Source organism: Lacihabitans soyangensis (assembly GCF_024343775.1).
Taxonomy (GTDB): domain Bacteria; phylum Bacteroidota; class Bacteroidia; order Cytophagales; family Spirosomataceae; genus Leadbetterella; species Leadbetterella soyangensis.
Window position 1 is genome coordinate 18681 of record NZ_RJUF01000024.1, and the last position, 21600, is coordinate 40280.

Sequence of the window (21600 nt, forward strand, 5' to 3'; positions counted from 1 at the left end):
TATTTATTTTAAACACCCAATTCAATATTTACTAAATTATAAACGGGTGTATATAGGTCTGTATTAAGTTCTTCTGTTTCTAAACTAACAATTAAACTATAACGAACTTTTTCATTAAATTTATTTTGTCGTTTCAAATTCTTGTACCAACCATTTTTAGGAAAAACTGCTAGAAAACTTCTTTCAGACATTTCCCTACCAGTTGAAATAATAAAATCTTTTCTAATTGACCCTTTTGAACTTATTGTACTACCAATTTCCCAACTAACACCAGATCTAGTTGGTTTATTTTCTTTTGTTTCATCATCTGGTTTTGAAATTCTTGTTTGAAATTCATTAACACTTTCATATCGTTTAATAAGTTCAAAATCTAATTGATGTGAATGATAGGAATAATGAGTGGCTAATCTTCTACTTCCAGGATTTGGTTCTATATAGTATGATAGTGTTACTGATAATTTTACAGTTTTCTCTTCTAAATTTTCCAAAGCTTCTTTTGGCCAGGGAAGATTAAACAAATGATATTCATTATATTTACCTCTTGAATCTTCATATTTATAGGGTTGAATTTCTCTTTCTGCTATTAATGTTAAAGAATTTTCAACACTAAACATAGCTTTTTGAATATTTGGCACACCATAACCAACAGATCGTAATAGATTTCTTTTTCCTGATATTTTTTTCATTGCTTCAGTCCAATCTGCTGAATGAACCATTAAACCTCTTATAGTCTCAACCCAATAATTTGGGTACAAACTTCTCAATTCAGCAGCCATTTTTGATGCTAAAGCAGCTGCTCCACTTGAGTCTCCAAAAGAAATAAAAATATCATTTAAAAATTCGGAATCGGTAGTTAAAAGTCTTAGTTCTGAGTGATCTGATGTTAAAATTCCATCGGTAGATCTATTTCCTCCTTCAAAAACCAAATCAGGTTTATTAGGCCAACTATTATCAAAAAGAATTGAGGTTGAATTACTTGGTGACATTGCACCATTTTCAGCTAATGCCCAATGACCTGTTGATATATTAATTTTGTCTTTTCGTGTGTAAGTACCAATTGTTAATGCATTATAAGCTTGTCCAGGATCACTTATACATTGTAACTCATTTAATTTAGGATAATCTTCATGTTTATTTATTTCAACATTTCCTCCGCTTACAATAAATAATTGCTGTCCTAATTCTTTTCCATAACAAATTTTATCAATTGTTGAAGAGCTTGATGATGGTCTTCCCTTAAAAACATTATTTCTTAAAATAGTTAAACAAAATATTCTTAAATTATTTGGCTTATTAATAAATGATGTACTAATAGCATCTTCAAACTTTGGTCCATCAAATTTCTCATCCTCTTGAATGTTATTAAATATTTTAAAAGATTCTATTCCATGATAAATTTTTAAATTTTCAGAAGAACTCAACGCATCAGTTAAATCACCGTAAATCGCTAAACCAGCGACACCAGTTCCATGCCCACCATTTGGATAACTATCTTGAAAACCCCATAATTCATTATAAGAATACAAATTTTCATCGAAAATAAAATCTTTTAATAAAGGATGCCTATTATTTATTCCAGTATCTAAAATACATATTAACACACTATTTTCATCAAATTTATTTTCTGTTCTATCTTTTAAATCATTTAACCATTCTCTTCTGTCTTCAAATGATTCAATAAAATTGGCAATCTCTTGAGGCTTTCTTAGTTCTGCTAAATTATCTAATAACATTAATGAATCTGAGAGTTGCTTTGAAGTTCCTTTTATCAATTTAACAATATATTCCGCTAACTCTATTTGTGATTGACCAATTTGACAGCCTATTATTTCTAAATTATTATATACATGAACTAATTTATCTTGATAATTTTCAGACTTTCTAAACCAAACTTCCCACCAAATATTTTCATTTTCATTTGGGAAAGGGATTTCTGGTTCATCAACCCAAAAAGATTTTAGAGTAGCTATTTCAACTCTACTAATATTGTTTAATAAAGCTTGGTTTTTAAAATTCCCTTTAGCAGAATCTTTACTTGGGTCTAAAAATTGTTTTATTTTCTTTATAAATTCAGAAACTCCATTCTCATTAACTACAACTAACAAAGAATACCTAAATTCTTTTTTATTTTCAATTTCTCGTTCCTCTTCTTCAGTTTTTAAAAGTTGGAAAAGGATTTTGTTTTTTCCAACTCCATCTTTATCAAATTTATCAAAATCAAGTTTTGTTCCCCATTCTGAAACAAACTCAATATAAATTGAATTATCAAAAACTAAATCATTATTTTCTATTTGATGAATATCGAATAAATCTTTTATCTTTTCAATTTTTCCTAGTAAATAATTACCATAAGACCTGTCTCTTCTTAATGGTGGAGGAGAAATTGGATTAGACTTAGGAGTCTTATAAGTATTTTTCTCGTAATTACCTTCAAATGAAATATGTGGCTTATTTTTCATTTACAACATTTCTCAATTTTAATAGTTTTTTTAATGTTGCTAATTCTAATTTATCAAGGTCATTAAGAATCATCTCCTTTATTGTATCGTTACAAATTCTAACAATTTCTGAATAATTCAGACCTAAAGCTAGTTTTGATAGTGCTTTATAGTCAATTTTAGTTGAAAACGAAAATGCTTTTGTCTGCTTCTTTATAATTTCAATTATATGATTTTCATCGGGTAATGGGTACTCTATAATTTCATCAAATCGTCTAAACAAAGCCTTATCCAAAGATTCGGGTAAATTAGTTGCAGCAATTATTATACTATTACTCTGATCTTTTTCGATATTAATCAAGAAAGAATTTAATACTCTCTTTATTTCTCCAATATCCTGATTTTGATTTCTATGTGAACCAATAGAATCGAATTCATCAAAAAGATAAACAGCTCTTTGGTCATTCATGGCATCGAAAATCAATCTTAGTTTTGCTATTGATTCTCCCAAATATTTAGACATTAATCCATCTAATCTAATAATAAAAACAGTTATGCCTAATTCTCCAGCTATGGCTTGAGCAGTCATTGTTTTGCCTGTTCCTGGAGCTCCTGTTAATAAGAGTTTGCGTTTTGGTTCTAAATTATGAGCCTTTAAAATTTGCCACTTTTCTTGTTCTTTAATAACTTTATAAAGTGTGTTTTTAATATTTTCATCCAAAACCATATCACTTAAATTAATTTTAGGTTGAAAAACCTCAATTAATTCTTGTAATTCTCTTTTTGGTAAATTTAATGGTAATGCTTTGCTGTGAATAGCATTTACAGACCTATCCTTTTTTGCTACATCAATTAGTTTTTTTAATTCTTGAGCAAATGTTGTATGTCCTTGTTTTGCTTCGGTTGCAGCAATTTGGAGGGCTGTAGAAAAAAAACGAATTTCATTATCTTCTCCAAATGATTTTATTAAGGATTTTATTTGATCTGAAGCAGCCATATATTTAATATTTAACTCAATTTAGCGAAAACTACTGAAAACAAAAATCTATCTAAAAAAAAAGGTGAACAAAATGTCCACCAAAATCAATTCTGCGGTAAAATAAACAAAGTTTATTACTCAGCAGGCTTTATCATTTCCAACAATTCAGCCGATACCCCTGTCATAGAGTAGCCACCGTCGTGGAAAAGGTTCTGCATGGTCACCATCTTTGTTAAATCAGAGAAAAGTGTTAAAACATAATCCGCACAGGCATCGGCTGAGGCATTGCCCAGTGGAGACATTTTTTCGGCAAATTCGTAGAATGAGTCAAACCCAGCTATACCACCACCCGCACGAGTTTTAGTTGGCGACTGTGAAACGGTGTTTACTCTTACGTTTTTCAATTTTCCATATCTGTAGCCATAACTTCTGGCAATAGACTCCAACATAGCTTTGGCATCTGCCATGTCGCTATAGAAAGAGAATGTTCTTTGTGCCGCCATGTAAGTTAAAGCCACTACAGAGCCCCATTCGTTGATGGCGTTCATTTTTTCGGCTGTTTGCAAAAACTTGTGGAATGACATGGCCGAAATATCCACACTTTGTTTATAAAAATCGTAGTTAAGGTCTCCATAAGCCCTGCCTTTACGTACGTTTGGTGACATACCGATAGAGTGCAAAACGAAGTCCACTTTTCCGCCCAATATGTCCATAGATTTGGCGTAAAGATTTTCAATATCTTCTACACTGGTAGCATCAGCAGGGATTATTTCAGCCTCACAGGCCTCAGCAAGTTTGTTGATTTCACCCATTCTCATGGCTATAGGTGCGTTGGTGAGAGTGAATATTGCCCCTTCTTCTTTAGCTTTCAATGCAACTTTCCATGCGATAGAATTCTCGTCTAAAGCACCTGATATGATACCTTTCTTACCTTTTAGTAATCCGTAAGCCATAATATTGGTTGGTTTGTTCGGTTTATGTTTTAAATAACGAATCGCAAAATTAAGACATTTTTTTGATTTGCTCGCTAAAATTACTTCAAAGCACACTTCCATCCGCAATGTGGATATGTTTCCTAATCTTTTTTTTGCCATCAAAAGCCAATCCATTACATTTGATTCCCTTTTTTCAAATCGAACTGATGATTGTATCGCCAACAGAGCCATTCAAAATTATTTACAGCCTTTACGAACACGAGTACCTCGGTTTTCTTTTAGAGTCGTATGTGGTGCAGCTCAACGCTAGGGGAGAAGTCACTTTTCAAACCCAAAACATCTCATCAAAAAATATTTCGGACTTTGCAACTGGCCTAGAGGAGGATGATTTTGAATTGGTAAAGCTTACTGATGGTATTCAGCAAGACGTAATTTTAAAGAAATTCAACACTAAGAAAATAACAGCCGAGGACTTTTTTAAGAAAACTTTCCATGCAGAAAAAGGCGATAAACTGCTGCGAGATTCTATTTTTGCTTATCTAGAAAATTACAAAAAAGAGATCTTTTCAAGAATTAAAAACAAGCATTTGTTCATAATGGGCAGCGATGGTGTTGCCACTTGGAAAGAAATAGAAATAATGAAAGAACCAGCTAAAGCTTACTTTCATTTTGACAGACAAGAGGAGCAGACGGTGTATTATCCCATCATCAAATGTGGAGAGGAAAAAGTCAAGTTTCAGTTTAAAAATGCCTACATCATCAACGACTTGCCTGCCTGCATGTTGATAGACACCAAACTGTATATTTTTGATGATTTTGCGGATGGCAGGAAACTAAAACCGTTTCTGAATAAGCCAAATATAATTATCCCCAAGAAAATAGAAGATACTTATTATCAGAAATTTATAGTACCATTGGTTGCAAATTTTAATGTATTTGCCAAAGGTTTTGAAATCATTAAGGAAAAACAAGAATTAAAAGCCCAATTGCTCGTTTCGGAAGTAAAATCCCAGAAATCTAACGGTAATTTGTTCGAAAGCACCTCTGAGAATGCCAGTTTTGAAGAAAGTAAATTTTATCTGGAGCTGTCTTTTCAATACGGCAAATACAACTTTAAATACGATAATTTCAGTGCTCCGGCCTACGTTTTTTTGGAGAAAAAAGAAGATTCTTGGGTTTTTCATAAAATCAAAAAGAACTTAGAAAAAGAAAAGGAAACGATACTTTTCATTAAAAACCTACATTTAGATTTAAGAAATGGACGCATAGCCAAACCCAAAAGTGAAGCTATAGAATGGCTTCAGAAAAATGCACTAAATCTGGAAGAATTGCAGATAGAAATAAGGCAAAATACAGAAAATACGGTACAGTATTTCTTGGGTTATTCAAAACTCGAAATACAGATAGAGGAAAACCGTGACTGGTTTGATATCAAGGCTCTGGTGCAGTTTGGCGAGTACAAAGTGCCTTTTGTGAAACTCCGAAACTACATTTTGAATAATATCAGAGAGTTTGAACTTCCAAATGGCCAAATGGCGATGATTCCGGCTGAGTGGTTCAGTAAATATTCCGAACTTTTCGAAAACATTGAGGTAGAAGACGAGGAACAGGGCCGTCTGAAAAAGCATCATGTGGGGATAATAAATTATTTGGAAGAAGACGGTCTGGCTGTAACAGTAATGAACCGCAAGTTGCAGGGCTTGAAAAACTTTGAGGAAATTGAAGAAATAGAGCTTCCAAAAAACTTCAAGGGCAGTCTAAGGCCTTACCAGAAAGCGGGTTACGATTGGTTACATTTCTTAAAAAACTACAAATTTGGCGGATGCTTGGCGGACGATATGGGGCTTGGAAAAACTGTTACTACTTTGGCTTTTTTGCAAAAAATCAAGGAAGATAAGCCAGAAAATCCGAGTATATTGGTCATGCCGACCTCGCTGATTTATAATTGGCAAAAAGAGGCCACTAAGTTTACGCCAAAGCTAAAGATCCTCATACATTTTGGGCAAAACAGACACAAAGATGCGGGAGCATTTAAGTTTTATGATCTTATCATTTGTAGCTACGGTGTTTTGAGGTTAGATATTGATTTCCTGAAAAATTATAGATTCAATTACGCCATCTTGGATGAATCTCAGGCAATCAAAAACCCTAGTTCTTTGATTTTTAGGTCGGTTATTCAGCTCAATACTGAAAATAGACTCATTTTGACAGGTACTCCGCTCGAAAACAGCACTATGGATTTGTGGTCGCAGATGAGTTTTATCAATCCCGGACTATTGGGCTCAATGGCCTATTTTAGGGATAACTTCCAGAATCTGATAGAAAAGCAAAAAGACGAAGAGACGCTTCAAAAACTCTTTGCACGCATAAAACCTTTTATGCTGAGACGACATAAAAAGCAAGTAGCCAAAGACTTACCGGAGAAAATAGAGTCTATTCAATACTGCCAAATGTCGGAAGAGCAGGAGAAAATGTATGAAGAAACCAAGGCATATGTAAGAAACCAGTTGTTAAGCGAAGCTGGTTCAGGAGGATTAAAAAAATCGAGCATTTTGGTGCTTCAAGGATTAACCAAACTGAGACAATTGGCCAATAATCCACTAATGGTCGACGAAAGCTCCCCGGGCGATTCTGGTAAAGACAGAGACGTTATGCATAAGCTATTGGACGTGGTGAAAGAAGGATACAAAACGCTGGTATTTAGTCAGTTTGTTAAACATCTTTCGTTGATTGCCAAGAAATTGGACGAACAAAATATCCCGTATTTGTACCTTGATGGTGCTACAAAAAACCGCATGGAGTTGGTGGAAAAATTTCAGAATGAGGACAGAGAAAAGGTCTTTTTGATTTCATTAAAAGCCGGAGGCGTGGGATTAAATTTAACAGCGGCTGAGTATGTATTTATGTTAGATCCATGGTGGAATCCAGCCATTGAGGCCCAAGCGGTAGACCGTGCCCATCGAATAGGTCAAACCAACACCGTCTTTAGTTATAAGTTTATTACAAAAAACACGGTAGAGGAAAAGATCTTGGATCTGCAAAACACCAAAAAGCAGCTTTTCAATGAGCTCATAACTGCCGAAGAAGGATTTATTAAGTCACTTTCAGAGAAAGATATTCTTTCGCTTTTGGAATAAAAATATTTCAGTCAAATCAAAAACTCAAACAAATCGGGCTTGTCGTTGATATAGGTAAATTGCACATTGGCTTTTTCCATGCGTTTGATGAGTTCGGAGAATTCTTCTTTTTTAGAAAGTTCAATACCCACCAAAGCTGGGCCTCGTTCTCTGGATGTTTTTTTAGAATATTCAAAAAACACGATATCTACAGTTGGCCCTAAAACTACTTCCAAAAACTCTTTGAATGCTCCTGAACGCTGCAAAAACCGTATAATGAAATAGTGTTTTAATCCCTCAAAAAGTAGCGAACGTTCCTTTATCTCTTCTGTGCGTGTAATGTCATTGTTTCCACCGCCGATAATGCACACTACATTTTTGCCTTTTATTTTATCTTTTATTGTGTCTAAAGCCGCCACACTCAAGGCACCTGCTGGCTCAGCCACGATGGCTTCTTCGTTATAAAGCTGTAAAATGGTGGAGCATACTTTTCCTTCGGGAATCAGAAGGATGTTATCCAATTTGTCTTTTACTATTTCATAGGTCAATGTACCAGCTTTTTTTACAGCGGCACCATCTACAAATTTATCGATATGCTCTAGCGGAGTTACTTTTCCATTGTCTATAGAAACCTTCATAGTGGGCGAACCAAGCGGCTCTACACCAATAAGTTTGGTTTTTGGACTCAAATTCTTGAAAACAGTGCTCACACCTGCCGCCAAACCACCGCCTCCAATCGCAAAAAGCAAGTAATCTATTTTAAAATCCGCATCTTTGAATATTTCAAGGCCCACTGTTCCTTGCCCTTCCATTACCTGAATATCGTCAAAAGGGTGGACAAATATGCCCCCGTTTTCTTCTACGTATATTTGAGCTGCATCGAACGAGTCGTCGTAGGTATCACCTGTCAGCCGAACTTCTACCCATTCTTTGCCAAACATCTTCACCTGCTTTATTTTTTGAGCGGGTGTGGTGGTGGGCATAAAAATTTTACCGTGTACACCCATTTTCTGGCAGGCATAAGCCACTCCTTGGGCGTGATTTCCAGCACTGGCACACACCACTCCTTTGGCTAAATCCTCGGCAGACATAGATGCCATTTTGTTGTAGGCTCCTCTGATTTTGTATGACCTGACCACTTGTAAGTCTTCTCTTTTGAGATAAATGTTGGCTTGGTATCTTTCCGAAAGGTTTTGATTAAACATGAGAGGTGTTTTCAAAGCCACATTTTTTAATCTCGAAGCCGCGGTGTAAATGTTTTCTAGTTCTATGCCGTTGATCATGGTCGAACGCTTGTCTGATTAATTAAATATTAAGCAAACCTACAAAATTTATGATTCTCAAAAATCATTTCGCTGAAAATTACCATGCAACCTTTGGCATAAAAATGCATCTTTCAGAAAAACTAAAATATAAATATGAAAAAGTATCACATTATCATTTTCTTAAGCTTGGCCATAAGCTTTTGTATGGCACAGACCAAAGAGCCTTTCACTACCAAGAAATTCACGGGTGTAAACATCCAGAGCGTTAAAGTAAATACTACTGGCGGTGGTATTAAGGTTTTCGGAACAGCAGCTAAAGACGCTGAAGTAAAGGTTTTTGTCAACACTAACAACTGGAACAAAACGGCCTCAAAAGGTGAAATTGAGGAAGAATTAAAAAACTACATCCTTGAAATGGAATACAAGGATGGAGCTATAATTTGCCTAGCTAAACCAAAAGACCCTGAGATGAAGCGACAAAAGATTTCAATCGGTTTCGAGGTGTATTCGCCATCAAAAGTGGATGTAAACTTGGGTACCGCTGGGGGAGGAATAACCTTGGATAATCTGGAAGGAGACTTGAATTTCAAAACCAGTGGTGGTGGAATTACAGTATCCAAACTTAAAGGTAAAGTTGAGGGAAAAACGAGTGGTGGCGGAATAAAAATGGAAGGTTGCGATGGCATAATCAGCATGAAAACCAGTGGTGGGGGAATTTCTGCAAAGAACTCAAAAGGAAATATCAATTTGTCAACTTCAGGCGGTGGTATCGAACTCAGTCAATTGAAAGGAACCATTAAGGCATATACAAGTGGTGGTAGCATTGATTCTGAAGAAATTAAAGGTAGTTTGGACGTATCTACTTCAGGTGGAAGTATTGAACTGAATCAAATAAGTGGTGATGTGGTGGCCAGAACATCTGGTGGTGGTATTGATGCCAACATCGTAAAATTGGGCAAAATATTGAGCTTAAGCACAAGTGCGGGTAATATTCGAGCTAATATTCCTTTTTCTGAAGGTATGGATCTAGACTTGAAAGGAAACAGAATTAAAAGCGATAAACTATCAAAGGTTTCTTCAAACCTAACCTCAGGAAGAGTAAAAGGAAAAGTAAATGGCGGCGGAACAGAAGTTACAATGTCTGCCTCGTCGGGTACTATTTTTGTTGAATAAAAAGTAGTTTGTTGTTAACAGAAAAGGGAAAGGATTTTTAAAATTCTCTCCCTTTTTTGATTGTACGAAAATACCCTTCTACTTCATCTTAAATCTCACTCCGTAGTTTATCCCAAATGTTCTTGGCTTGAACCTTAAATTCTGTTCGCTCCTAACTCCGGAAATCAAGGCTTGTTGGTAGGTTGAGCCCAGATTGGCTTCCCAGCTATTGTTGATGTCGTAATTGATTCTCAGGCCTCCCATTCCGCTGATATTTAGCAAATTAAAACTTGAATTAGCAGCAGTGAGATTGCTACTTTCAGAATTTTGACTGTCGAAATTACCAAAAACAAACATATCACCACTAACTCCACCCAGAGCCTCCATGTCAAGTTTTTTAATGAGAGGAATACTATAATTTAAAAGAACTGGCACATTGAAGTAGTTGTACAACTGCTTATTAGTAGCATTTACCGAAAGCACGGTTTGTGTATTGCTGCTTTTAGAATCCAGATAATTCGACTGAAAATAGCTGTTAACCTCACCCGTATTTTGATTGATAGCATAGACGTTTGTGCTCATGTAAGCATTGGCTTGCATATATCTAAGACCGCTTTCAATACCCAGTCTGTTTTTTATTTTTTTGCCAAAAGAAAAGCCAAAATTCACTGCTCTTCCGTTTCTAAAGCTGCTTTCAGGCAAGCTATTGGACAAAAAACCGGCAGTGTTTCCTTGAGGCGAAGGGCTTGAAGGTGACATTTCAAATTGCGTGCCTTTCGATACAAAAGCGGCATCATTTCTTGCTGAAGCCAATGCGTCTCCGGTAAAACCAGTATTCTGAAAGTTGGGATTAAAAGGAGCCACACCAGAGTTTAAACCAAACCACATTTTGTCTTTTGACTCTTTGGTCTCAGCCACTGCATCCTCAAAATCTACGCTTATGTGAGAACGAAAAGGTTGAAATCTATTGGCAAAATATTTAGCTCCTCTTTGCTTCAATGGATTAATCTCAATTTTCTCCGAATCGTTTGCGGCTAAATAACTTTCTGCAGCTTTCGGTTTGGCCGGATTCAGAAGTTCATTACTTAGGGTATTTTTTTGTGAAATTCCCTCGTCTGAAGTACCAACAGAACCCATTTTTCTATTTCTTCCAAACAAATTTAGTTTTCTTCCAATTGACTTCTGTTCTTTGTTTTTAGTAAAAGACAATGTCGCCAATCTACCTTTTTCTTGAGTGTCAAAAGATTTGTTGTTTTCTTCTGAAATTTCTGCTTGCTTACTCTGAATCCGAGTCTTTTCGTCTGTGTTTTGTTTATCTATTTGTTGGTTAGTTTCTTTGCTATCAATAACTTGTGATATGTTTTTGGTTTGATTATTATTTACAAAAAGTACCGTAAGTCCTAAGACCAAAGCCGCAGCTATGCCTGACAATAGGGCAGGGTTTTTCCACCAAATAAAAGCTATTCTTTTCTTCTTCTTTTTGTCAAGCTCTTTTTCGATATTTTCCCAAACCAAGTCAGGGGGTGGCACAGAGGCGTCCTTGAAGGCCTCATTCCACTGGTTTTCGAAACTTTTAAATTCTGATTCCATTTATTTAATTGGCTTTAGCCAGTCTAATATTTTCTTTTTCTATTTTTTCTATCAAAAGCATCCGTGCTCTCGAAAACTGCGATTTTGAGGTTCCCTCGGTAATGTTCAGCATCTCAGCAATTTCTTGGTGTTTATGTCCTTCAATAGCATATAAGTTAAAAACCGTCCTACAACCCTCAGGGAGCTCATTTATCAAACCCAGCAAGGTTTCCATTTTAAGATTTTCGAGTCCTAAATTTTCTGGACTTTCGTCGAATTCGCCATGATAATCTGCAATATCGACAGTGGGCATTTGTCCACGTTTCTGGATAGCTTTTAGGGCCGTGTTTATGACTATTCGCTTAAGCCAAGCCTCTAAAGGACAATCAAATCGGAAAGAATGAAGGTTTTTAAAAATCTTTATAAACGCATCTTGCAATACATCCTGAGCCTCATCCTTGCCTTTCATGTACCGCAACGCCACCGCATAGAGCTTTCCAGCAAATTGTTCATACAATTGCCTTTGAGCCACCCGCTCCTCGCGTATGCAGGCCTCCACTACAAGTTTATCGTTTGACATATTTTATAAAAGGCAGAACACAAAATGCTGTATTCTAAGGGTACAACAATGATTCCAATAACGAAAAAAAGGTTGGAATTATATTATAAATATTGGCGATGTGGCGGGATTAGAACTACTATCAGCCCTTAACAATAGCCTGTTAAATGTAGTTAAGCTGAAGGTAAATTACTAATGTTAACTTGAAAAACTGACAGCTCGAACTGATGTAAATAGTATTCCAAATGCTCATTGAATAACATTTGGACGCTGTAAAGCCAATAATGTATTAGTTGTAGGCTTTTGTTCGTCGTCAATAATCAATTTTTAAAGTCTGTCCTTCTAAATTTTTACCTTTTGATTGTTTAATTTTCAATTTCTGCGTTTCTGACATTCCAATAGTTTCTCCATCCTTTAGAATCACATCATTTTCAAGTACATAACTTGTCAAATTATACATCATTCCTAAAAGGTCCTCCAAACTATGTTTAGATTCAATAATTTCCATTTCCTGTTTTCTGAAATCTTTAAGTCCATATGTATAAATTGAATTCTTATTATGTTCTGACCTAATTCCGAAATAAATTAAGTTGTTTATTGGCAAATTTTCTTCTGAAATGTCCTCTACATTTCCTTGATAAAAATCTTTACTTAATAGTAATGTTCTACCTCCAATGTATACACCTAACGATTTACTGTTGTTTAGAATGCTAGAAATAATTTTGTTAAAAAGTAAGTTTTCTTTTATTGGATTTTTTCCACAGTTGGTAATTGAAACAATGATGTGTCCTTTATGTTCGCTTGATTCTGTTTTGCCGTTCTCCCAATAGTAGTTAAAAGAAGCTGTTTCTTCTATTTCATTTCCCGGAATAGGTATTGGCATATTACCAATAGCGATTTGATAATTATCAATTATCAAAACTGATGTTTCATCACCTGAATCTTTGTCGTTAACTTTAAGTTTCCATTTATCCCTAAGTTCTTCAATAACTGGTTTGATTTTCATTGAGTTAGGTTCTTTAAGTAAAACCATTCCTAATAAAATCTCATTTTTATCTTGTTTTTCTTTTTTGCTATTCTTCTTGAAAAAACTAAAAAGTCCCATAGTTAAAATTATTGTTGAAAAAAAAGTCAGAATGATTTTCATTGTCAAATCAGTTTGAATTGTCTATTGGGTTCTAAAAGCTTTCGCCCAACTTGTAAATATAAAAATCTGGTCGTTGAGAATTTTGTAATTGTTGATCAATGGTATGCCACTTGGTACTTTAGGAGCCGAAATTCCTTCTTTCAAAACCAAGTTGCTTTTAATAACTCGTATTTCGTCGTAAAGCTGTTCATCAAAAAACGATTGAATTATTTGTGGGCCTCCCTCTACCAAAAGGCTGTTTATACCTCTGTTTTTGAGATCAGAAAGCATGGTGTTTAGGAAATTCTTTTCCGCATTTAATTGTATAAATTCCAGATTGTCAATAGTTTCGTTTTTGTGAAGATTGTAAACCAAAGTTTTTTGTTTTTGGTCAAAAACATGTGCGTTTCGAGTAATTCTATGATTTTTATCAATAATTATTCGAGTAGGGTTTTTGCCTTCTGGCCAATTTCGGGAGTTTAGTTGGGGGTTATCGGTTAAAACAGTGTTGGTTCCCACCAAAATTCCGGATTCCTCGGATCTCCAACGGTGAACGGTTATGTTGGTAGTGGTATTCGAAATGGCTATTGGATTCCCATCATTTTGTGCCACAAATCCATCTGCGGTTTCGGCCCATTTTATGATTATGTAAGGTATACCTGTTCGATGTGCTTTGAAGAAACGCTTATTGAGCTCTTCGCCCTCTGCTTCCAAAACGCCGGTTTCGACCTCAATTCTAGCATCTTGCAATTTTTTAATACCTGTTCCCGATACTTGCGGAAATGGATCTAAGTTGCAAACTACTACTTTTCTGACCTTATGTTTTATCAATAAATCAGCACAAGGAGGTGTTTTACCGTAATGAGAGCAGGGTTCTAGCGTTACATAAACAGTAGATTCTGGTAGTAAATCTTTGTCTTTTACGGAATTAACGGCATTTACTTCGGCATGAGCTTCCCCATATTTTTGATGAAAACCCTCGCCGATAATCAAACCTTTATGCACTATCACGCATCCAACCATGGGATTGGAACCTACCCACTCTCTACCCAAGGCGGCTAGCTGAAGTGCTCGTTGCATGAAAATTTGATTCATATTTTCGGACTCGCTCAAGATAAATCGGCTACTCTAAACGGTGTTATGGTGTAATTGGTCCAAACACCTTCTAAAATGTAAGGCTCATTTTTGAGATATTCTAGAAGGTCATTTTCGTCTTCAAAATTCAAAATAACAGCCGAACCTTTCATTTTTCCTTCTTCAGAAAGTTGAGCACCTCCAACAATAATTTTACCTTCTGCTTTCATGCGTCTGGCGTATTCAAAATGACGTGGACGAACTTCCATACGTTTTTCGAGTGCATTCGGGGCGTCACCATCAAAGGCGACTAGGAGATATTGAGGCATTTTAATAATATTTATTCAAAAATAAATCTGAATGGATAATCAAGTAGGTTTTTTATGGAATCATTTTGAAATCTTTCATAAGCATGTCTTCTCATAGTTTGCATACTCGGGTGATTAAAATTAAAAATTTCAATTGTTTTTTGAGCATTTACAGATTCAAAAGGGCTCAATTGAGGATTAGGCTCAAGTTTGTGTGTAGAATAATTATAAATAAAATATTTTTGAAATTTATAATTCTGATCATCGGGCCTTAACAATACTGGGTCAAAATTTTCCATTTTACACATCTGGCAATGATTACAAGACAAAAAAAGATTCTCCCATTTATATGCTATAGTATAAAATTCTGGAAGACTTTTTGGACAAAAATGATCTATAGTCAAATCTCCTTCCCCAAGCGGAAATTTATCACAATAATGACAATGATTGTCGGACATTTTCAAAAGAATAGGGATAAGTTTTGAGTTAATCTTAACTCCATTTATTGTCCTCCATTGAAAAACATGAGAATTACTTAAAGATTTATTTTTACTGTACTTTTCACCCCATTTTTTCCAGTTATTTTCTAAATCATTTGGTTGTGGTAATCTAGTTAACTGCCTCATTTTTAAATTCTAAATTAATTCCAAAATGATTTTTTAATTGTCGAACTTCCATAGAAATTATATTTTTAATTTCATCACTTTGATCGCTTAAATAGTGAGCCAAGTCTACGAATTCTAGAATTAGTTTTTGATTTTCTTTATTCCTAATTATTTCAGTCCGAAGTGAATAAAAATCCTTGAACTTTTTCTCTATTTCAATTCCGTACATGCTTTCTATTCCGAAAACCTCATTGAGGATTGTTAGAACACTATTTCCATCTTGCGAAAGTAAAATCTCCTCTGAAATTTCAGATTTTTTCCCGTCAAATTTCAGTTTATAAATCCATGCATCATCTACTGAGCCTACAACGAAAGGAGAGTGAGTTGAAATGAAAATTTGAGCATTTTTGAAAAGTTTTTGAATTATTGGAAGAACTTTTCGTTGCCATGCTGGATGTAAATGAACCTCTATTTCATCAAGAAATAAAATAAAGCTTCTATCAAAAACCCCTAAATCATCCTTCCATTTTATTCGATCCATTCTCATTAATAGGTCAGCTATCCAACTAATAACTGATTTTAATCCATCTGGTAAATTATCGAATGTTAATGATTGCTCGTCTATAATCATACTTACACTGAAAGGATTTTCACCTAAATCAAATCTTACGTTTTTATCTATTATTTCAGAGATTGCCTTTTCAATAGTTTTTAAGGTTGTTTTATATTTTACTGACTTTTCTCTATCATGCTTCATGAACGCTAATGCCTCATAAGCTTTCATATTAGCTATCCACTGTAACAATAGTTGAGGATTAACGGAGTTACTGAAACTTAAAATGTTTTCAAATGGGGAATTTCGAATTTCATTAATTCCGTTAATTGTACTCCCTTCAACTTTTCTGTACCCTGAATAGGCAAAAGTTACAAAATCAATAGGTTCAACATTAGGGGAATAATTTACATATTGAAAGTATTTTTGTAGATAGTACGGCATGCTATCATTCAATAGGTTGCCATTGTTGTTGTAGTATTTTATATGTTCATTATTGAAAAATAAAATTTTATAGTTACTTTTTTCATCTTTAAATCTAAACCTTGAAATTAGAGTAGGATTTGATTGAAGTGGATTTAACATTCCTGCCAATAACATAAGCAAAGTTGATTTTCCAGAACCATTTTCACCTGTAATGATGTGAATTTCTGCTTTATCTTCATTTTTTTTAGGCTTAAATTCTAAATTGAAATTTTCAAAAACTCCAATATTGTTTATTGAAATACCTTTTATTTTAAAATCTTCCATTATTCTCTCAAGTAATGTTTGTTGTATCAAAAGTAGCAAATTAAAGATATATATCCCAATTACATCATATTTAGAATAAACGCAAAAAAACAAAAGCCCCAATGAATCTCATCGGGGCCTTTCCATATTTTCAAATTGACTAATTTACAAATTAACTAATTGTCAAATCAAATTCTTAAACCAAAGCAGCGTTAGTCTCAGACATACGCTCAGAACGTTTACGCTCGTTTTCGTCAAGGTAGATCTTTCTCATTCTCAACGACTTAGGTGTTACTTCTAAGTACTCGTCTTTTTGGATGTATTCCATACATTCTTCCAAAGAGAAGTTCAACTTTGGCGTAATTTTTACGTTGTCATCAGAACCAGAAGCACGCATGTTGGTTAATTTTTTCGAAGTCTGTAAGTTTACCACGATGTCATTCTGACGGTTGTGCTCACCTACTACCATACCCATGTAGATATCTTCACCTGGATCGATAAAGAAAACACCTCTGTCTTGCAATTTGTCTATAGCGTAAGGTACAGCGGGGCCATTACCCATAGATATCATTGAACCATTAGTACGTCCAGGAATAACACCTTTATATGGCTCATAGGCCTTGAAACGGTGGTTCATAATAGCCTCACCTTGTGTTGCAGTCAAGACATTTGAACGCAAGCCTATCAAGCCTCTTGAGGGAATGTTGAACTCAAGGTGTTGTAAATCTCCTTTTGGTTCCATAATCAAAAGCTCACCTTTTCTTTGTGTGGCCAACTCAATTACTTTACCTGCGGTTTCTTCGGGAACGTCAACTACCAAGGTTTCGATTGGCTCCATACGCTCTCCGTTTGGTCCATCCATGTACAATACTTGTGGTTGACCAACCTGGAACTCATATCCTTCACGACGCATGGTCTCAATCAAAACTGATAAGTGGAGAATACCACGACCAAATACGATAAATTTATCTTCTGATTCACCTTGTTTTACTCTAAGAGCAAGGTTTTTCTCTGTTTCTTTCATCAAACGATCACGTACGTGACGTGAGGTAACGAATTTGCCCTCTTTACCAAAGAATGGTGAGTTGTTGATGGTAAACAACATGTTCATGGTAGGCTCGTCTATGGAGATTCTTTCCAATGCCTCAGGGTTTTCTGCATCAGCAACAGTATCGCCGATTTCGAAATCGTCCAAACCAGTGATCGCACATATTTCTCCACAACCCACTGAATCAGTTTTAACTCTTCCCAATCCTTCAAAAACCTGCAATTCCTTGATTCTCATTTTTTTAATAGAACCGTCGGCCTTACAAAGCGATACTTGCATGCCTTCTTTCAAAGTTCCTCTGGCTACTCTACCAATGGCTATTCTACCCACAAATGAGTTGTAATCCAATGAAGTGATTTGCATTTGAGGCGTTCCTTCATTAATCGGAGATGCCGGTATAAATTCAATGATGGCATCCAAAAGTGGAGTGATTGAATCTGTCTGAACTTTCCAGTCTGTGCTCATCCATCCTTGTTTTGATGAACCATAAAGACATGGGAAATCTAATTGGTCTTCAGTGGCATTTAAGTTGAACATCAAGTCGAAAACATTCTCATGAACTTCGTCAGGACGACAGTTTTCTTTATCGACTTTATTAACAACTACAATAGGTTTCAATCCTAAATCAAGTGCTTTGCCTAATACAAAACGCGTCTGAGGCATTGGACCTTCAAAAGCATCTACCAACAAAATAACACCGTCAGCCAATTTCAATACACGCTCTACCTCTCCACCAAAGTCGGCGTGACCAGGAGTGTCAATAATATTGATTTTGATGCCTTTGTATCTTACCGATACGTTTTTCGACACGATAGTGATACCTCTTTCACGCTCAAGGTCGTTGTTGTCGAGGATTAAATCTCCAAACTCTTGGTTTTCTCTAAAGATTTTAGATGCGTGGATGATTTTGTCAACAAGGGTAGTTTTACCGTGGTCAACGTGAGCAATGATGGCGATATTTCTTATTTCTTGCATTTTGATTCCCTTCAAAAAAGGATTTTTAGATTGAGTTTTTTGAGGGTTTTAGCCCTAAAAAGTCCGCAAAGGTACGAATTTATTTTTAATAAACTCATAGCCAATGTATTAATTTAAAGTAAACTATTGATTGTCAAATAATTAATTGGAGAAGTGCAATTTTGGATTTTAAACTTTTTCTTTCTCCAAAATCCTCTTCACAATCAATTCGGCATGTACACGGGAATTTTCTATGAACAAACTTCGGGTGTCCATTCCTCCACATATTACACCAGCGATAAATACGTTCGGGAGGTTGGTTTCCATGGTGGTTTCATCATATTGAGGCTTTCGCTGTGGGTCATCGGATAGTTTTATGCCTAATTTTTCTAAAAAAGGTAGATTTGGTTTATAGCCAGTCATGGCCAAAACCCAGTCGTTTTCTACTGTGATTTCGCCCCCAGTAGTATTTATTGTTACGCTGCTTTCGGTTATTTTAGAAATTTTAGATTCGAAATATGCCTTTATAGAACCTTCTGTTATTCTATTTTCAATATCAGGCCGAACCCAATATTTCACGCTTTTGCCTATTTCGGGTTCTCGAATAACCATTGTTACCTCGGCTCCTTTTCGCCAAGTTTCAAGGGCCACATCTACAGCTGAATTGTTGGCTCCAACTACCAAAACCTTCTGAAAAGCATAGAAATGTGGGTCTTTATAATAATGGGTTACTTTGGGTAAGTTTTCACCTTCGATACCCAGTGTGTTCGGAATATCGTAAAAACCAGTAGCCAAAATCAAATATTTGGCCTCATATTCACTCTTTTTTGTTGTAGTTTGATATAAATTTCCTACATTTTTAACAGACTGAACTTCCTCAAAAAGCCTAACATTCAAGGTTTTATTTTGAGTAACTCTTCTGTAATATTCTAAGGCTTCCGAGCGTGTGGGTTTTGCTGAAATAGACACAAAAGGCACCCCGCCAATCTCCAGCCTTTCGGATGTACTGAAAAAAGTCATGGTTGTTGGATAATTATATAGAGAGTTCACCAAGCAGCCTTTTTCTAAAATTACATAACTCAAGCCAGCCTGCTGACATTCAATTCCGCACGCCAAGCCTATTGGACCACCACCGATTATAACAACATCATATTTTTCCATGAAACAAATTTAAGGACAAACGGCCTTTTTTGGACTGCAATTCGGTTTTAAAAATGTTTTGCTTTGAAATAATTCTTAATTTTCGAACACCATAAATTTTCATAAAATGTTCATTCATGAAACTGAACGATTTATCCTGCGAAAATTTGTCTTAGCCGACGCTCCATTTATCCTCGAATTACTAAATACGCCTACTTGGCTACAGTTCATCGGGGATAAAGGTGTTAAGAGTTTAGAAGATGCTGAAAATTATCTCAAAAATGGTTCATTGAAAAGTTATGAAGAACACGGCTTTGGATTCTATTTGGTGGCTGAAAAATTGACACAAAGACCTATAGGAATGTGCGGTTTCATCAAAAGACAGGAACTGGAAAATGTCGATTTGGGGTTTGCCTTTTTGCCGGAGTTTATCGGAAAAGGCTTCGGATTTGAAATTGCACAAGCAACATTGAACTTCGGAAAAGGGGTTTTGAAACTTGGCCGAATAATAGCTATAGTGGATCCCCTAAACACGGCTTCCAATTCCCTTTTACAGAAACTCGGGTTTGTTTTTGAAAAAACCATTCATTTTGGGGAGAAAAGGACTTCGCTGAATTTGTATGGGATTTGAAATCTATTTCCTACCACCCATCCGCCAAATAATTCGTTGGTAGAAAATAAATGCTTCGCCAAAAAATAAAATATAACTTTGTTGCTTTCAATAAAATAAACAAAAACCGATAGTATGGTTATTATCGAAACTAAGAATATAGCTAAAAGATATGTGATGGGATCTGAGGTTATAGATGCATTGAAAGATGTAACAATTACCATCAAAAAAGGCGAATATGTGGCATTTATGGGACCCTCGGGTTCGGGGAAATCTACGTTAATGAACATTATTGGATGTTTAGATTCACCAACCTCTGGTACTTATGTGCTTAACAATAAAGATGTTAGTGGCATGAGTGAAAACGAACTGGCCGAAGTTCGAAACAAAGAAATTGGCTTCGTTTTCCAGACGTTTAACCTTTTGCCAAGACAATCCTCTCTAGAAAACGTGGCTCTTCCACTTATATATGCAGGCTATGGCAAAGCGGCAAGAACAGAAAAAGCACAGGCAGTTTTGGCAAGTGTGGGCTTGGGGGAACGTTCACAGCACAAACCCAACGAACTTTCAGGTGGACAACGTCAGCGTGTGGCTGTGGCCAGAGCACTGGTAAATGACCCCTCTATATTGCTGGCTGATGAACCTACGGGTAACCTCGACACTAAAACTTCCTATGAAATAATGCAGCTTTTCCATGAAATATATGAGAAAGGCAACACCATAATAATGGTTACACATGAGGAAGATATAGCCAACTACGCCCACAGAATTATTCGACTTCGTGATGGATTGATAGAGTCGGACTTGGTTAATCCTAACCCAACGAATCCTTTGGAAATGGCAAAAAAATTGGCTGAGAAAACTAATTGAGACTTTCGGTCGTTAATACCTTGAAACAATTTTTTAAACTATAATATTTCAACAAAAATGAAAAAAAGCATATTTGTATTCTTTGCCTTAATCAGCACATTTGCATTTGCACAAAAACCAGCTGCTAGCCCAACTATTACCACAGAAAGTGCTAACGTAAAAGTTGTATATGGTCAACCTTCGAAGAAAGATCGCGAAATTTTTGGTAAACTAGTCCCTTATGGTGAGGTTTGGAGAACAGGTGCCAACGCTGGTACAGAGGTTACTTTCAAGAAAGACGTTAATTTTGGAGGTGCTAAAGTAAAAGCGGGTACTTATACTTTGTTTACAATTCCTACCAAAGACGAGTGGACAGTAATTTTGAACTCAGAACTAAAGCAATGGGGTTCTTACGGTTACGACAAAATAAAAGACAAAAATGTTGCATCGGTTAAAGTTAAATCAATGAGTAATGAGGGTGTTATGGAAAAGTTGACCATTTCGGCTGAAGATGCTCAGATTAGCATTGAGTGGGACAAAACAGTGGTAAGAATTCCTCTAAAGTGGTAATTTTCTATAAAGAATTAACTA

18 protein-coding genes are annotated in these 21600 nt (G+C 35.6%); 5 read left to right on the top strand and 13 right to left on the bottom strand.

Features of this window, described 5'->3' with window-relative positions; translation table 11 throughout:
- Window positions 1-8 precede the first annotated feature (8 nt).
- The 3 genes from EGI31_RS09915 to EGI31_RS09925 all read right to left on the bottom strand — a co-directional run bounded on the left by EGI31_RS09915 (window position 9) and on the right by EGI31_RS09925 (window position 4370).
- A complete protein-coding gene (locus tag EGI31_RS09915) occupies window positions 9-2459 on the bottom strand; it encodes a S8 family peptidase (protein ID WP_255037076.1) in 2451 nt (816 codons plus the stop codon).
- Entirely contained in the window at window positions 2449-3435 is a 987-nt protein-coding gene (locus EGI31_RS09920) for an AAA family ATPase (protein ID WP_255037077.1), read from the bottom strand. The genes EGI31_RS09915 and EGI31_RS09920 overlap by 11 nt, the downstream gene beginning before the upstream one ends.
- Window positions 3436-3551: 116 nt before the next feature.
- Window positions 3552-4370 (bottom strand): enoyl-ACP reductase FabI, encoded by an 819-nt coding sequence (locus EGI31_RS09925; protein WP_255037078.1) that lies wholly within the window; start codon window positions 4368-4370, stop codon window positions 3552-3554.
- 188 nt (window positions 4371-4558) lie between these two features.
- Between EGI31_RS09925 and EGI31_RS09930 the strand changes: the two genes are divergently transcribed.
- The gene (locus EGI31_RS09930; RefSeq protein WP_255037079.1) at window positions 4559-7489 is read left to right on the top strand and encodes a DEAD/DEAH box helicase; all 2931 of its coding nucleotides are present in this window, start codon (window positions 4559-4561) and stop codon (window positions 7487-7489) included.
- A gap of 11 nt (window positions 7490-7500) precedes the next feature.
- Here the strand turns inward: EGI31_RS09930 and ilvA are convergent, their stop codons facing one another.
- The gene (ilvA, locus tag EGI31_RS09935; protein WP_255037080.1) at window positions 7501-8751 is read right to left on the bottom strand and encodes a threonine ammonia-lyase; all 1251 of its coding nucleotides are present in this window, start codon (window positions 8749-8751) and stop codon (window positions 7501-7503) included.
- Between the two features lie 135 nt (window positions 8752-8886).
- On the opposite strand from ilvA, the gene EGI31_RS09940 reads away from it, so the two are divergent.
- Window positions 8887-9906 (top strand): DUF4097 family beta strand repeat-containing protein, encoded by a 1020-nt coding sequence (locus EGI31_RS09940; protein WP_255037081.1) that lies wholly within the window; start codon window positions 8887-8889, stop codon window positions 9904-9906.
- 78 nt (window positions 9907-9984) lie between these two features.
- Here the strand turns inward: EGI31_RS09940 and EGI31_RS09945 are convergent, their stop codons facing one another.
- The 9 genes from EGI31_RS09945 to EGI31_RS09985 all read right to left on the bottom strand — a co-directional run bounded on the left by EGI31_RS09945 (window position 9985) and on the right by EGI31_RS09985 (window position 19571).
- On the bottom strand, window positions 9985-11475 hold the full coding sequence (locus EGI31_RS09945; RefSeq protein ID WP_255037082.1) for a hypothetical protein: 1491 nt from the start codon (window positions 11473-11475) through the stop codon (window positions 9985-9987).
- Between the two features lie 4 nt (window positions 11476-11479).
- On the bottom strand, window positions 11480-12034 hold the full coding sequence (locus EGI31_RS09950; protein WP_255037083.1) for an RNA polymerase sigma factor: 555 nt from the start codon (window positions 12032-12034) through the stop codon (window positions 11480-11482).
- A gap of 292 nt (window positions 12035-12326) precedes the next feature.
- Entirely contained in the window at window positions 12327-13160 is an 834-nt protein-coding gene (locus EGI31_RS09955; RefSeq protein ID WP_255037084.1) for a DUF4261 domain-containing protein, read from the bottom strand.
- A 21-nt stretch (window positions 13161-13181) separates the two neighbouring features.
- Entirely contained in the window at window positions 13182-14234 is a 1053-nt protein-coding gene (gene ribD / locus EGI31_RS09960; protein ID WP_255037085.1) for a bifunctional diaminohydroxyphosphoribosylaminopyrimidine deaminase/5-amino-6-(5-phosphoribosylamino)uracil reductase RibD, read from the bottom strand.
- A 14-nt stretch (window positions 14235-14248) separates the two neighbouring features.
- A complete protein-coding gene (locus tag EGI31_RS09965) occupies window positions 14249-14542 on the bottom strand; it encodes a YciI family protein (RefSeq protein WP_255037086.1) in 294 nt (97 codons plus the stop codon).
- Between the two features lie 11 nt (window positions 14543-14553).
- Complete coding sequence (locus tag EGI31_RS09970; protein WP_255037087.1) at window positions 14554-15147, bottom strand: HNH endonuclease; 594 nt, start codon at window positions 15145-15147, stop codon at window positions 14554-14556.
- Window positions 15131-16429, bottom strand: coding sequence for an AAA family ATPase (locus EGI31_RS09975; protein WP_255037088.1), 1299 nt, complete (start codon window positions 16427-16429; stop codon window positions 15131-15133). The genes EGI31_RS09970 and EGI31_RS09975 overlap by 17 nt, the downstream gene beginning before the upstream one ends.
- Window positions 16430-16604: 175 nt before the next feature.
- Window positions 16605-18431, bottom strand: a complete 1827-nt coding sequence (gene typA / locus EGI31_RS09980) for a translational GTPase TypA (RefSeq protein ID WP_255037089.1) — start codon at window positions 18429-18431, stop codon at window positions 16605-16607.
- 168 nt (window positions 18432-18599) lie between these two features.
- Complete coding sequence (locus EGI31_RS09985; RefSeq protein WP_255037090.1) at window positions 18600-19571, bottom strand: YpdA family putative bacillithiol disulfide reductase; 972 nt, start codon at window positions 19569-19571, stop codon at window positions 18600-18602.
- A gap of 106 nt (window positions 19572-19677) precedes the next feature.
- Here EGI31_RS09985 and EGI31_RS09990 point away from each other — a divergent pair, with 106 nt between their 5' ends.
- The 3 genes from EGI31_RS09990 (at window position 19678) to EGI31_RS10000 (ending at window position 21579) form a co-directional block, all read left to right on the top strand.
- On the top strand, window positions 19678-20181 hold the full coding sequence (locus EGI31_RS09990; RefSeq protein ID WP_255037091.1) for a GNAT family N-acetyltransferase: 504 nt from the start codon (window positions 19678-19680) through the stop codon (window positions 20179-20181).
- A 114-nt stretch (window positions 20182-20295) separates the two neighbouring features.
- Window positions 20296-21030, top strand: coding sequence for an ABC transporter ATP-binding protein (locus EGI31_RS09995; RefSeq protein WP_255037092.1), 735 nt, complete (start codon window positions 20296-20298; stop codon window positions 21028-21030).
- Window positions 21031-21087: 57 nt separating this feature from the next.
- Window positions 21088-21579, top strand: coding sequence for a DUF2911 domain-containing protein (locus EGI31_RS10000; protein WP_255037093.1), 492 nt, complete (start codon window positions 21088-21090; stop codon window positions 21577-21579).
- Window positions 21580-21600 lie beyond the last annotated feature (21 nt).

Bases quoted from the DNA above. Each gene is read 5' to 3' on its own strand.
- EGI31_RS09930 (WP_255037079.1), top strand. From the start codon at position 4,559: ATGATTGTATCGCCAACAGAGCCATTCAAAATTATTTACAGCCTTTAC.
- EGI31_RS09975 (WP_255037088.1), bottom strand. From the start codon at position 16,429: ATGGAAGATTTTAAAATAAAAGGTATTTCAATAAACAATATTGGAGTT.
- EGI31_RS10000 (WP_255037093.1), top strand. From the start codon at position 21,088: ATGAAAAAAAGCATATTTGTATTCTTTGCCTTAATCAGCACATTTGCA.
- EGI31_RS09950 (WP_255037083.1), bottom strand. From the start codon at position 12,034: ATGTCAAACGATAAACTTGTAGTGGAGGCCTGCATACGCGAGGAGCGG.
- ilvA (WP_255037080.1), bottom strand. From the start codon at position 8,751: ATGATCAACGGCATAGAACTAGAAAACATTTACACCGCGGCTTCGAGA.
- EGI31_RS09915 (WP_255037076.1), bottom strand. From the start codon at position 2,459: ATGAAAAATAAGCCACATATTTCATTTGAAGGTAATTACGAGAAAAAT.
- EGI31_RS09970 (WP_255037087.1), bottom strand. From the start codon at position 15,147: ATGAGGCAGTTAACTAGATTACCACAACCAAATGATTTAGAAAATAAC.
- ribD (WP_255037085.1), bottom strand. From the start codon at position 14,234: ATGAATCAAATTTTCATGCAACGAGCACTTCAGCTAGCCGCCTTGGGT.
- EGI31_RS09995 (WP_255037092.1), top strand. From the start codon at position 20,296: ATGGTTATTATCGAAACTAAGAATATAGCTAAAAGATATGTGATGGGA.
- EGI31_RS09955 (WP_255037084.1), bottom strand. From the start codon at position 13,160: ATGAAAATCATTCTGACTTTTTTTTCAACAATAATTTTAACTATGGGA.
- EGI31_RS09965 (WP_255037086.1), bottom strand. From the start codon at position 14,542: ATGCCTCAATATCTCCTAGTCGCCTTTGATGGTGACGCCCCGAATGCA.
- EGI31_RS09925 (WP_255037078.1), bottom strand. From the start codon at position 4,370: ATGGCTTACGGATTACTAAAAGGTAAGAAAGGTATCATATCAGGTGCT.
- EGI31_RS09990 (WP_255037091.1), top strand. From the start codon at position 19,678: ATGTTCATTCATGAAACTGAACGATTTATCCTGCGAAAATTTGTCTTA.
- EGI31_RS09940 (WP_255037081.1), top strand. From the start codon at position 8,887: ATGAAAAAGTATCACATTATCATTTTCTTAAGCTTGGCCATAAGCTTT.
- typA (WP_255037089.1), bottom strand. From the start codon at position 18,431: ATGCAAGAAATAAGAAATATCGCCATCATTGCTCACGTTGACCACGGT.
- EGI31_RS09920 (WP_255037077.1), bottom strand. From the start codon at position 3,435: ATGGCTGCTTCAGATCAAATAAAATCCTTAATAAAATCATTTGGAGAA.
- EGI31_RS09985 (WP_255037090.1), bottom strand. From the start codon at position 19,571: ATGGAAAAATATGATGTTGTTATAATCGGTGGTGGTCCAATAGGCTTG.
- EGI31_RS09945 (WP_255037082.1), bottom strand. From the start codon at position 11,475: ATGGAATCAGAATTTAAAAGTTTCGAAAACCAGTGGAATGAGGCCTTC.